Raw genomic sequence first — 12,537 nt, forward strand, 5'->3', positions numbered from 1 at the left:
TCGCGCCCAGGTGCGCTCCTACGGTCGCCGGCGGTTTGATCGCGGGTACGGCAGGCAGGCTGGTATCGTTGACATTGAATTCTCTCCGGAGTCGACGATGAAGTATCTGCTGAGCGCGGCCTTGTGCGTTGCCGCCTTGAGTGCCTGCACCGACCGCGAGGCGCAACGTCAGGCGCAGGCCACCGCGCAGGCGCAGGCCAGGGAAGCCCAGGCCGATGCGCTCGCCAAGCAATACGACGAAGCGGTGAAAGCGCAGAACTGGGACATGGCGCGTGCGCATGGTGCGGCCTTGATCGAAGGTTATGCCGGCACCGCGGCTGCCACGCGTATCGAACCGGGCTATGCCGATATCAAGGCCAAGGGCGAGCAGGCGCGCGAGCTGCGCCGCATGCAGGCGCTGTGGCAGTACTCGCAGGTGCCGGCCAAGGGCGGTACGCAGCGCTCGGCGATGATCGAGGCCAAGCAACGTGTGGATGTGGATGGCAGCGGGCCCAAGCCGGTCAGCCTGGTGTTTCGCGATCATCCGCAGTGGAAGCGCCACAGCTACCTCGTGCTCAAGGCCGGCGATTTCAATTGCTACGGTGGCTGCAAGGTGCAGGTGGCGGCCGATGGCGGCGCGCCGCGTGCCATGGCGGCGCACCGCCCGGACACCGACGAAGCCATTGCCATGTTCATCGACGATGACAAGGCGTTGTGGAAGCTCGTACGCAACGCCAAGCGCATCAGCATCACGTTCCCGGTCAAGGCCGGCGGTACGCGCACCGCAGAGTTCGAGGTCGGCGGCCTGGACACCACGCAGATGCCCGGGTGGAAGTAGGCCGGCTCGCGATGACATGCCGGCGTACATCGAATGTGTGTGCGGGCTGGTGCAGCACTAGCGGGCTTGATCGACTGTGCGGTACCCCGGTGTGATGGCGCTGCAGCGCGTCGGCACTGCGCGCTCGGGGCGGTCGGCAAAGCTGGCGCGCATTCGTTCGGTGGCAGGCGCGCGCGCGTTGGAGTGTCCGCGCAAGTACATGCCGAGCGGGCGCCACACGCACCGGCTTGGCGGTGCGTGCAGACGCCATGTCGACCGCGTTGGGCGAAGTCGCTGATGGCGCCCTGCAAGTTGGCCGCACCGCCGCATGCCGCATCGAATCGATCACTTTCTTGTCTTTGCACGGATGGACAGCATGACACTCACCGCGCGCGCTCCCACGTTGTCCGACTACCGCCATTGGGTCTTCGACATGGACGGCACCCTGACCGAGGCTGCGCACGATTTCGCCTTGATCCGCCGCGCGCTGGACATCCCGCCAGAGGCGGACATCCTGCACCACCTGGCCGCGCTGCCGGCCGACGAAGCGGCGACCAAGCATGCCTGGTTGCTCGAACACGAGCGTGCGCTTGCCCAAGGCGCACGCGCCGCGCCGGGCGCAGTGGCGCTGGTGCGCGCGCTGCATGCTGCCGGTTGCCGGCTTGGCATGCTCACCCGCAACGCACGCGAGCTGGCAAAGATCACGTTGCAGGCGATCGGTCTGGACGATGCGTTCGCCTGGGACGACATCGTCGGCCGCGACGAGGCGGCCCCAAAACCTGCGCCCGACGGGCTGCACTATTTCGCGCAGCGCTGGTCGGTGCAGGGCAGCGCGCTGGTCATGGTCGGCGATCATCACAATGACCTGGCCTGCGGCCGCGCCGTCGGTGCGTGCACTGTGCTGGTCAATACACCCGGCGATCCCTGGCCCGGTTTCGCCGACTGGCGCCTGCACAATTGCACGCAGTTGCTTGCACGCTGGAAAGGCTAAAGTCGGTGCTTTGTGCCTGAGCAAAGCGCGGGACGCCAGCGTACAACGCGCTGGTGGAAAGCTTGAATAAGCCGGCTTCGGCAGAAGTGTTTGAACGAGCATTGCTTCTCGTCCCTAACCGATGCGCAGAGCAAATCGAAGCGTGGCTGAGCTTCTATAGCGAGGAAAGCATAGGCTCGCTGTTAGTAAACGTACTGACCGCAATTCTTAACACGTTGACTTGATGAGGGTCTGGCCGGTGACATAGAGCTCGACAGGATCGATGAGTTTCTGGATGAGCTGAAAGAGGCGCTTCCAGCGATGGTTGTTGAAACCCGGACCAGGATGATTCTGGCCCGCTTTTGCCGACCAAAGCGATGCGATCCATGACAACGCTGGTCCGTTCCAGGAGTTGGTGCGGCAGCGTATCAGTGCGATGCTTTTCGCCAATGGCTTTCCCTGACAAGTTGAGGTCAGCGGATCGGAGTTAAAGGCACCAGGCAAGGACCGGAAGAAGATGAAAAAATTGCACACCCATCCATCGCTCGAAAAGCTGGCTCAGGAATGCCGAGAGTGGCTGGAACAGGCCCAAGCAAAGCGCAAGGCTGAGCAAGCAGAGGCTGCGATCCAAAAATTCTTGGACATGCCAGGTGAGCTGGACCCAAAGGCAGGCCTGCAGTTAGACCGCCTGGCGCTCTATTTCGATGTAGCAAGCTGCGATGGTTTTTTTCGCTCTGACACAGAAGATCTCTCCCGCCTGATCCAGCACGCAGTTCAGCTGCGTGCTCTTGTTTTTCGCTGGGATGCGATGTATTCCGACATGCGTCAGGATCTTGGGAACTGGCCCAGGGAGTTCTCAGACAGCATGAAGGCTATGGGGCCTTCGATGCTTTCGTGGTGGGGCCAGGCTTCGACTTGCGCTCAGCTTTATATTGAAATGGCAGAGAAGGATCAGCGCATCAATACGATGCCTGAGATGCGCAAGGTCAAGAACGCTACTTCGGATGTCTTTGCGGTGGAACTCTTCTCAACACACTTTAATATTCCAACATGCTTTAAACCTCTCAAACCACTCATTCCTGAGTACCAAGCGGTGCTCGATGCCTGGAACACGGTAGATGAAGTGAAGTTCCAGGCCCTGATGCAAATGGCTGCTGACTTCCACATCTCACGTAGCAAAGAGAACACTGATCGGACCCGCTATGAGTTCGATGCCACGATCGATCGTGTTTTCCCGGCAGAGCTGCTGGCCATCCAAGCACTACGACGCAAGCACCACCTTCCAGAGTTCGAGGCTGATCACGCATTGATCGATACGCCTTGGAAAGTGCTGCGCGAGATCAAGAGTGTGGATGTCCATCCGCTTGCCAAGGCCGTTGAAGAACGTCTGATCAAGGACTACCCGCAGTTCCGCTAACCCATGCATCATGAAGAGAAGGACTTTGACATGAATGACTCAATCCGCCAGACGCGCAGCGCAGACATTGCTGCCCTCGCCCAAGCCACTGATGCAAACAGCCAAGTAGATCTCACCGCTTATCAAGCCTACCGACTGATCTACTCGCATCAGTCCATGGACGGGTTGGATGCGAAGGGTGTTGTCAATGACATTGTGAGTTCGCCGGCTTACGCCAGTGAACGTGGGCGTGAGCAACTTGGATCATTGATTGATGCCATTAGCTCCAGGCTTCCGCCTGCTGATTGCAAGCGGCTAGATGCGGCTTTGGATGCTGCAAATGTCAACGAGTCTTTGGCCGAACGGACTTACGAGCGCTACATCGAAGAGCCTGTTGTTGCTGGTTACGAGACGGCGAAGCTCAGAACGGGTGAAGCGCTCGACTGGACGGACAAGCAGATCAGCGACAACCTGGCAGAAGCTAGGAGGTGGGCCAATGACGCCCGAGACAATCCGCAAAATAGCTACCTTGAACGCGCCGCCGCTGGATTAGGCGGCTACGGCACCGGTGAAGCGCAGAGCAGCTACGGTGCCATGAAAGGCGCAACATCTCGTGGCCTTGGGATGATTGGCGACACCATTGACCTGGCTAAATTCGCCCATCAGTTCAGCAATGATCGCGACTTCCGCAATCTGGTCATGGGCGCGGCAGCGGTCTACGCGAACTCCGCAGTTGAGGATCCCGCGAAAATTCCCCGCGACATCAAGAGTGCCGCGGTCGGTGCCTGGAACGAATGGGAAGCCGGATACGAGAAAGCGACGAAGGAAGGCAAAGAGCAGGAATACCTAGGTGGGATCAAGGGTGCAGCCGCGATTGAAATCATCGCAACCTTTGTTCCTGCAACAAAGCTTACGAACCTGGCCAAGGTTGCCAAGGCAGCTGATGTAGCCGAAGACCTGGCACCTGCAGCTGGGAAGATCGCTGGTCGCGTTCAAACGCATGCCGGCAAAGAGTTGGCGAGCGAACTTGTCGAGCTTGCGCACGACGCGCAGAGGCTCCAAGCCAAAGGCGGCGCTGCTGCTGAGGGCGCAGATCTCATGTTTCAAGGCTTGGCTGGGGTCAAGCGCAGCCAAGGTGAGCTTGGTGATCTTGTTGAGGGTTTCCGTAAGTCGGGTAATTTGGATGGGCTACTCCAAAGCGGTGCACTCTCGCCGAAAGAGCTTGGGCACTTGGCTCGGAAAGACGTCTCGATATTTGAAGGCCAGGTCTCCATGGAGAAGGCCGTCGATGCCTACATCGGCAAGCGAAATCTCTCTGAGCTGGCCGATCCTGAGATCGGCGACATTGGTGAGGCTTTCGTCTCCCATGATCTTGCCAAGAAGGGCTACACCGATCTCGTTGCGATCCAGAACAAGCAAGGCCACGGCATCGATGTCGTCGGCAAAAATCAGGAAGGCAAATGGGAGAGTTTTGAGGTCAAAGCATCTGTCCAGGGCACAGCCCGGAGGCAATTTGGTAACCCGGAAGAATTCATCACTGATCGGTTGAGGAAAGCGGAAGGCGAGCGGGGATCCTGGGCCCCAAAGAACGTGTGGGAGGAACAAGCTCAATCTACTGCCGAAAAGATCCTTGATGAAACCATGGATCGCACGACTGGTAGGGTCAAGATCGAATCCAACTGGGCACGTGTCAACATTGAGCGCGATCCGGCCACCGGCTTGATCAAGGGTGAGCCCGAAATCGAGAAGTGGAAAACGCCGCTCGAACGGCAGCAGGATCGCCAGCTTGAACGAAGCCTTCGCCAAGAAACGCAAGGGCAGAAGAAGACACCAGTTGATGCAGACCATCAAGATTTCGCGCTCCATCAGCAGATCAAAGGCAAGGTCGCGGAGCTGGACGTGCAAAACGGCCGCACCTTCGATGCAGTCAGCGAAAGGATGACGGCGAGCTTGCTCGCGCTTGCGAAAGACAACGGATTGACCAGAGTTGATCATGTCCTACTGAGCAAGCAGACGGACAGCCTGCCAGCAGCTCAAAATGTCTTTGTTGTGCAGGGATCCCTGAATGATCCGGCGATGCTTCGAGCTTACATGCCAACGGCTCAAGCAGCACAGACACCGGTCGAGCAGTCTTTCAGCCAGCTTGAACAAGTTAACCAGCGGCTTGCCCAGCAGTTGGCTCAGCAACAAACATTGGACCAAACACAGGCGCAGTCACAAGGCGCGCCACAGATGCGCATGTCTTGAATGGCTGAAAGAAGGGAACGCATGAAGTCATACCGGTGCGCCGTAGCTAAGACGCCATAACGGCTTGACATAGGCTGGCTCTACGACAGTTACAGCAGTGTGGCAGCTGAAGGACGCAGCTCATCAGGTTAGCTTGAGTGGGTTTCCCTGTTGGCCCAGGGATATGGAAGAGATTGCAAGTTCAATTCTTCGGCAGGGCATTTCCCATCATCTGCACCACCTGTGTCACAGCACGTTCGGCGCAAACTGTGCCAAAACCGTGACAGCGCCAAGTGCCCAGCTCGCCGTCATTGCCTCCAACCCTTGCCGACTCGACGTGGTGCGGCGCACCAGTGCGCTGGCATGACGTTTGCTCAGGTCTCTCCCGACGTTTCCTACGTCCGCATCGCCACGGCGGTGACAGCGCCTGCGCTGCGGGATGTTTCAACCGACTGGTTGTTCAAACGAGAGGGGTAGACGCACATGCACCAATCTTCCTGTCGCAGCGTATGCAGCACTGCGCTGCTCATGCTTGCGCTGAGCGCCGTTCTGTCTGGCTGCAAGAAAGACACACCGACCGAAACTGCGGCGCCGGCAACGGCTGCAACACCTGCCGCTGCGCCCGCCGCTGCACCTGCCGCCGCGGTCGATACCGATAGCGAGTTCACCGCCAATGCCAGCAATGCGGACAACTGGGGCGGTGTGGGGCGCGACTTCGCACTCACCCGGCATAGCCCGCTGGCCGAGATCAATCGCGACAACGTCAAGAATCTGAAGATGTCGTGGGAGATGAAAACCGACGCCACGCGCGGCCACGAAGGCCAGCCGCTGGTGATCGGCAGCATCATGTACATGGTCAGTGCGTATCCGAACAACGTCTTCGCCATCGATCTGGCGGCGCAGGACGACGGCGGCAAGGTGTTGTGGAAATACACCCCGCAACAGGACGAACGGTCGGTGGCCGTGGCATGCTGCGACACGGTCAACCGCGGCGCCTCCTATGCCGATGGCAAGCTGGTCTTCGGCAGCCTCAGCGGCGATGTGATCGCACTCGATGCCAAGACCGGCAAGGAAGTGTGGAAGCAAAAACTCGCCCACCCGGACAAGGGCGAAACCATCACCATGGCGCCGATCATCGCCGACGGCAAGGTGGTGGCCGGCATCAGCGGCAACGAATTCGGCGTGCTCGGGCGCGTGGCCGCCTACAACCTCGCCGATGGCAAGCAGGCCTGGTCCTGCGATGCGGCCGGCACCGACAAGGCGATCTGCCTGGGTCCGGATTTCAACAAGGCCAATCCGCAGCATGGCCAACTCGGCGACCTGGGCGTCAAGACCTTTCCCAACGAAGAATGGAAGCGCGGCGGCGGTGCAGCGTGGGGCTGGTACAGCTACGACCCGAAGTTGAAGCTGGTGTACTACGGCACCGGCAATCCCGGCCTGTGGAGCCCGTCGTATCGTTGCGGCAAGACCTCGCAGGAGGAGTGCAACAACGGCGAGCATGACAACAAGTGGTCGATGACCCTGTTCGCCCGCAAGATCGATACCGGCGAGGCGGTGTGGGGCTACCAGAAGACCCCGTTCGACCAGTGGGATTACGACGGCATCAACGAGCCGATCCTGGTCGACCTGACCATCGACGGCAAGCAAGTCCCCTCGGTGGTGCAGTTCGATCGTAACGGCTTTGCCTACGTGCTCGATCGGCGCGATGGCACGCTGCTGCGCGCGCACAAGTTCGTGCCGGCCAACTGGGCCGAACGCATCGACATGAAGACCGGTCGCCCGGTCAAGGTGGCTGCGCATTCTCCGCTGGAACGCGGCAAGAAAGTGCAGGCGTTTCCGTCGGCGATGGGCGGCAAGGACCAGCAGCCGTGCTCGGTGGATCCGGCCAATGCGGCGGTGTTCTTCTGCGGCACCAATAACTGGCACATGGAGCTGGAACCGCAGGAGCGCGGCAACACCATGATGGGCCTGCCGTATGTGTTCGCCAACGTGATGATGAAGCCGAACGAGCCGGGCGCGCTGGGCATCGTCAAGGCGTTCGACGTGGTGGAAGGCAAGTCCAAGTGGGAGATCAAGGAGAAGTACCCGGTGTGGAGCGGCACCCTGGTCACTGACGGCGGGCTGGTGTTCTACGGCACGCTGGATGGTTGGTTCCGCGCGGTGGACAAGGACACCGGCAAGAAGCTGTGGGAGACCAAGCTGCCGTCCGGCATCATCGGTAACCCCATCGCTTATAAAGCCAACGGCCATCAGTACGTGGCGGTGTTCTCCGGTATCGGCGGGTGGATCGGCCTGCCGGTCACTGCGGGCCTGGATCCGTCCGATCCGTATGGCGCGCTGGGTGCGGCAGGGCTGGCGTTCGGTGCGGGCTTTGACAAGATCCCGCTCGGCGGCATGGTCCACAGCTTCCGTATCGATGGCGCCGGCAAGACCGTGACTGCCACTGCGACCGCCACTGCGGCCGCAGGTGGCGGTACCGCCAATGCCGCAGCGAAGACGGCACGATGATCTGCACGCAAGGCGTTGGACGCGCACCTCGGCAGCTTGCTGCCGGCGTGCGCGGCATCACCCGGCACCTGCAGCAGGTGCTGGTGCTGTGCAGCCTCGGACTCGTCGCCGCAGGTTGCACACGCGAGCCGTCTTCATCGACGGCTCGCGCTTCTCGTTCGGATGTGGTGCCCGCTGCGGCACCTGCATCAACCAACTCGCCGGCAACACCGCCGCCAGCGCCCGACCCGCACGTGCTGCGCGTGTGCGCAGACCCGGGCAACATGCCGTTGTCCAACAAGGCCGGCGAAGGCTTCCAGAACAAGATTGCCCAGGTCGTGGCCGCTGCCATGGGCCGGCGCCTGCAATACGAATGGCGCACCTACTACCAGCGCGGGCTGGCACGCAGCACGATCAACGCGGGCCGTTGCGATGTGCTGATGGATCTCAACAGCGATTTCGAGCAAGGGGTGGTCACGCGCCCGCTCTATCGCTCGACCTATGTATTGGTCACACGCAAAGGCTTGAATGTGCGGCCTGCTTCGCTGGACGACCCGGCGCTGAAGAAGCTGCGCCTGGGCGTGTTCCAGAGCTCGCCTGCGCGTCAGGCGCTGTACGAGCATGGCATCAGCGGTGAGGTGCAATACCTGTTCTACGACTCGGCCACTGCGCCGGAAGAACACCCCGGCAAGCTGGTCGAACGGGTTGCCGCCAACACGCTGGATGCGGCCGAATCCTGGGGCCCGGTGGCCGGGTATTACGCACAGCGCAACGGTCTGGGAATGGTGCCCTTGAACACCATCGACGATGCGGTGCTGGAGTATTCGATGGCCTGGGCGGTGTCGCGCAAGAATGCAGACCTGCGCGATGCGTTGAACACGGCGCTGCAGCAGAGCGCGGCAAAGATCGACCAAATCCTGCGCAGGTATCACGTGCCGCTGGTGCGCTGTAGCGACTGCGTGGTGGCCGGCGATCTGGCGTCGCACGGGCCGTATGTCACGCCGACACCGGCATCCACTGCACCCAGTCCGGCGGCCTCGTCGCAAGAGTTGGCGCAGCTGCAATTGCGCATCGCCGACGGTGCAGACCCGAACCAGGAACTGGCGCATGCACTGGACGCGGGCGATGCCGTGCGTGCGGCATGGCTGCTGCGCCATGGCGCCGATGCCAATCACGCGAACCTGCTGGGCGAGCCGCCGTTGCACCAGGCCATCCGCAATCAGGAGACGGACCTGGTCGGCCTGCTGCTGGATGCCGGCGCACGCATCGAGGCGCGCGACGCCAGCGGCTGGACCGCACTGATGAAAGCCGCCTGGGCCAATGACGCCGACAGTGTCGGCAGGTTGCTGGCCAAGCGCGCGCCGGTGGACACCGTGTCCAGCGACGGCTGGAGCGCGCTGGATCTTGCGGTGTTCTATGCCGACGTGGGAGTGGTGCAGGCGCTGCTGGACAAGGGCGCGACCGTGCGGCGCGCCAACCCCACCGGGTTCACCCCGGTGATGTTTGCGGTGGCGCGCGACGACCCGGCCATTGTGGAGGCTGTGCTGGCACGCGGCGCCGAGGTCAACCACGCCAATCAGGCCGGTGTCACAGCGCTGATGCTGGCTGCCGCGGCCGGGCGCGAAGCGGTTGCCCGACGCCTGCTGGCCGCAGGTGCCGACCCGTCTGCGCGCAACCGCGACGGCAAGAGCGCTGCGGATTTGGCGCAGGCACGTGGCGACACCGCGCTGGCCACGCTGCTCGCCGAGGCCCCGCGCCCGGCACCCAAATGATTGCCTCACTCGTCGCGCGCACCGGAGTGCGCGGCGTTCCCTCCGATCAAAAAGGTTCGTTCATGCGCACGTCCACTACACGTTATCTCGATCGTTCCGTCCGCGCACCGCTGTGCGCGTTGATGTTCAGCGTCGTGTTGGCGGCATGCGGCAAGGACGCGCCGCCGGCCCCGGCCGCCGATGCGCCGCCGCCAGCGCCCCCGGCGGCCGCCAGCGCACCGGCGCCTGCGCCAGCCGCCGACAGCACAGCGTCTGCACCTGCACCTGCGGCCGCAGGGATGCCGAATGTGGCGGCCGGGCCTGCCCCGGATCCAGCGACGCCGGTCGCACCACCTGCCACGATCGTGCCGATTCCCAAGGGACCCGAGGTCAAGGTCACGCCCGAACTGGTCGCAGAAGGCAAGAAGATCTATTTCTCGGCCGGCTGTAATGCCTGTCATGGCGGTACCGGTGGCGGTGGCATGTGCCCGCCGCTGACCAACGACATCTGGGTGTACGGCAGCGACGACGACACCCTGCGTACGCTGATCAATGAAGGCACCGCGGCCATGATCACCCACGGCAAGACCCGCGTCGGGCACGAAAAGGTCGTCGGGCAGATGCCGCCGTTCGCGCCGGTGCTCAAGCCCGGCGATACCGAAAAGTTGCTCGCCTTCATCCACTCGATCAACAAGACTGCAGGCAAGGCGCAATGAGGCCAGCGCCTGCTCGCTGGCCATGCATGCTTGCGGCAACGCTGCTGGCCACGCTGCTGCTGGCCGGCTGCCAGCGCGACGCTGCCTCGCCGGCCTCCACCGCCGCACCCGCGACGACGGGCCCTGCAGCACCGGCGCCGGCAACGCCGCCGGTGTTTGCGTATGTGCCCAATCAACGCAGTGGTACCGTCTCGGTAATCGATACGCACACCGATACCGTGGTGCGCACGCTCAGCGCGCAGGGCCAGCTCGGCAAGCGCTTGCAGCAGCTATTGCCCGGCCCGCAAGGGCATCTGTATCTGATCGATGCCGAGCATCACCGGCTGGTCGAACTCGATACCGAAAAAGATGCGGTGTTGCGCAGCGTGGACATCGGCGAGAACGCCGAAGGCATCGCGTTGTCGCCGGACGGCAAGCAGTTCGCGGTATGCGTGGAAGGCCAGAATCAGGTGACGCTGATCGACGCGGCGCAATTTGTCGTGCAGCAGGTGATCGCCACGCGCGGGCAGGCGCCGGAGCATTGCGCCTACACCCCGGATGGCAAGTGGTTGCTCACCAGCAATGAAGGCTCCAACGACATGGACATGATCGAGCTGGCCACGCATCGATCGCGCGGCGTGGTGGCCACCAGCGGGCATCCGCGCGGCATGGCGTTCGCACCCGACGGGCACAGCGTGTACATCGCCCAGGAAACCGCCAACGTGGTGGACGTGATCGACCTGCAGACGCGTCAGCGGCGCGCCAGCCTGCCGGCCGGCGTGCGCACCGCCGGCGTGGCGCTGTCGGGAGATGGCGCGCGGCTGTATGCCTCCAACGGGGGCGCCGGCACGGTCAGCGTGATCGATCTCAAGACCACACGCACCCTGGCCGAGATCCCGGTCGGGCAGCGTCCGTGGAATCCGGCGCTTACGCCGACCGGCGACAAGCTCTACGTTGCCAACGGGCGTTCCAACAGCGTGAGCGTGATCGACACCGCCAGCTTGCGCGAACTCAAACAGATCCCCGTCGGCGAGCTGCCGTGGGGCGTGATCATCGCGCGCTGAGCGGCCGGCAGGCCGACGCGCGTCAGGGAGGCCGGATGAAGACACGCGCTGCGGTGGCCTGGGGTCCGCACCAGCCGTTGACCATCGAAGAGGTAGACCTGCAGCCACCGCGTCCCGGTGAGGTGCTGGTGCGCCTGGTCGCTACCGGCATTTGCCATGGCGATGCGCATGCGTTGGCGCATGGCCACGCCGGCAGCTTCCCGGCGATCCTGGGGCAGGAGGGCGCCGGTGTTGTCGAAGACGTCGGGATCGGCGTCACCAGCGTGCGGGCCGGCGATCACGTGATTCCGCTGTACATGCCCGAATGCGGCGTGTGCAAATTCTGCCGTTCCGGCCGTACCAATCTGTGCCAGGCGATTCGCAGCAGCCAGGAACGTGGCCTGATGCCCGATGGCAGCAGCCGGTTCTCGTTGCACAGGCGGCCGGTCCTGCATCACATGGGCACCAGCACGTTTTCCGAATACACGGTGTTGCCGGAGATTGCGGTCGCACGCATCCATCCGGATGCGCCGCTGGAGCAGGCCTGCCTGCTCGGTTGCACGGTCACTACCGGCGTCGGTGCGGTGCTCAACAGCACGCATGTGCGGCCGGGAGATTGCGTGGCGGTGTTCGGGTTGGGCGGCATCGGATTGTCGGTGATACAGGGCGCAGTGCTGGCCCAGGCCGGTCGCATCATCGCGGTGGACATCGACCCTGCGAAATTCGCACTGGCACGCACGCTGGGCGCCACCGATTGCCTGGATCCGCGCGACTACGGTGCGCCGATCCAGCAGGTGATCGTGGACCTGACCGATGGCGGCGCCGACCACAGCTTCGAATGCATCGGCGATGTCGGTGCGATGCGCGCCGCGCTGGAGTGCTGCCACAAGGGGTGGGGCGAGAGCGTCATCCTGGGCGTGGCCGAGGACACGCAGGAAATCAGCACGCGCCCGTTTCAATTGGTCACCGGGCGGGTGTGGCGCGGCAGCGCCTTTGGTGGCGTCAAAGGCCGCAGCGAGTTGCCTGGTTATGTCGAACGCTATCTGCACGGCGACATTCAACTGGCGCCGCTGATCACGCGCACGCTGGCGCTGGACGACATCAACCAGGCGTTGGCGGACCTGCGTGCGGCACGCGGCATCAAATCCATCGTGGTGTATTGAAGGAGACGCA

At 62.8% G+C, this 12,537-nt stretch carries 9 protein-coding genes; all 9 read left to right on the forward strand.

Annotation, left to right across the window (positions count from 1 at the left end; all coding sequences use genetic code 11):
• The first annotated feature begins 97 nt into the window (after positions 1-97).
• Positions 98-817 (forward strand): hypothetical protein, encoded by a 720-nt coding sequence (locus ACDH77_RS03180; RefSeq protein WP_031420956.1) that lies wholly within the window; start codon positions 98-100, stop codon positions 815-817.
• A 346-nt stretch (positions 818-1,163) separates the two neighbouring features.
• On the forward strand, positions 1,164-1,787 hold the full coding sequence (locus tag ACDH77_RS03185; RefSeq protein WP_031420958.1) for an HAD family hydrolase: 624 nt from the start codon (positions 1,164-1,166) through the stop codon (positions 1,785-1,787).
• Positions 1,788-2,283: 496 nt separating this feature from the next.
• Positions 2,284-3,183: a hypothetical protein gene (locus ACDH77_RS03190; RefSeq protein ID WP_031420960.1), complete on the forward strand. Its 900-nt coding sequence runs from the start codon at positions 2,284-2,286 to the stop codon at positions 3,181-3,183.
• A 30-nt stretch (positions 3,184-3,213) separates the two neighbouring features.
• On the forward strand, positions 3,214-5,409 hold the full coding sequence (locus ACDH77_RS03195) for an XVIPCD domain-containing protein (protein ID WP_031420962.1): 2,196 nt from the start codon (positions 3,214-3,216) through the stop codon (positions 5,407-5,409).
• Positions 5,410-5,871: 462 nt separating this feature from the next.
• Entirely contained in the window at positions 5,872-7,896 is a 2,025-nt protein-coding gene (locus tag ACDH77_RS03200) for a methanol/ethanol family PQQ-dependent dehydrogenase (protein WP_080721041.1), read from the forward strand.
• Entirely contained in the window at positions 7,893-9,647 is a 1,755-nt protein-coding gene (locus ACDH77_RS03205; RefSeq protein ID WP_031420964.1) for a quinoprotein dehydrogenase-associated putative ABC transporter substrate-binding protein, read from the forward strand. The genes ACDH77_RS03200 and ACDH77_RS03205 overlap by 4 nt, the downstream gene beginning before the upstream one ends.
• A gap of 26 nt (positions 9,648-9,673) precedes the next feature.
• Positions 9,674-10,342, forward strand: a complete 669-nt coding sequence (locus ACDH77_RS03210; protein ID WP_031420966.1) for a c-type cytochrome — start codon at positions 9,674-9,676, stop codon at positions 10,340-10,342.
• The gene (locus ACDH77_RS03215) at positions 10,339-11,385 is read left to right on the forward strand and encodes a beta-propeller fold lactonase family protein (protein WP_372353732.1); all 1,047 of its coding nucleotides are present in this window, start codon (positions 10,339-10,341) and stop codon (positions 11,383-11,385) included. The genes ACDH77_RS03210 and ACDH77_RS03215 overlap by 4 nt, the downstream gene beginning before the upstream one ends.
• 35 nt (positions 11,386-11,420) lie before the next feature.
• Positions 11,421-12,527, forward strand: a complete 1,107-nt coding sequence (locus tag ACDH77_RS03220) for an S-(hydroxymethyl)glutathione dehydrogenase/class III alcohol dehydrogenase (RefSeq protein WP_014089321.1) — start codon at positions 11,421-11,423, stop codon at positions 12,525-12,527.
• Positions 12,528-12,537: the final 10 nt, after the last annotated feature.

This window comes from Xanthomonas axonopodis pv. maculifoliigardeniae (assembly GCF_041519315.1).
Lineage (GTDB): Bacteria > Pseudomonadota > Gammaproteobacteria > Xanthomonadales > Xanthomonadaceae > Xanthomonas > Xanthomonas euvesicatoria.